Origin of the sequence: Pseudomonas sp. 51_B (assembly GCF_017491595.1) — a bacterium.
In the GTDB taxonomy this organism is placed as follows: domain Bacteria; phylum Pseudomonadota; class Gammaproteobacteria; order Pseudomonadales; family Pseudomonadaceae; genus Aquipseudomonas; species Aquipseudomonas promysalinigenes.
Window position 1 is genome coordinate 1 of sequence record NZ_JAFGYW010000422.1, and the last position, 442, is coordinate 442.

1 protein-coding gene is annotated in these 442 nt (G+C 62.9%); it reads right to left on the reverse strand.

Annotated elements, in window-relative coordinates:
• The coding region (locus J5M56_RS25540) for an ATP-binding cassette domain-containing protein (protein ID WP_207938129.1) at window positions 1-442 on the reverse strand (442 nt) is incomplete at both ends.

Genomic DNA, 442 nt, shown 5'->3' on the forward strand with positions numbered 1-442 from the left:
TCCGCAGGCCTTCGCCAACGATGTCATTGACGCACATGCGCGGGCTCAGGCTGCCAAACGGGTCCTGAAACACCACCTGCATCTCCCGCCGCAGCGGGCGAACCTCACTCTGCGTCAGGCAGTCTAGCTGCTTGCCTTCAAAGCGGATCGCGCCTTTGCTGCCGATCAGCCGCAAAATCGCCAGACCAAGGGTGGATTTGCCGGAACCGCTTTCGCCGACGATCCCCAGGGTCTGCCCCTGCGGCAGGCTGAAATTGATGCCGTCCACTGCCTTGACGTAATCCACCGTGCGCTTGAGCAGGCCTTTCTTGATCGGGAACCAGACTTTGAGGTCCTCGACTTCGAGCAGCGGCGCGCCGATTTCATTGCTCGCCGGGCCGCCGCTGGGCTCCGCGCCGAGCAATTCCCGAGTGTACGGATGCTGCGGCGAACGGAACAGCTC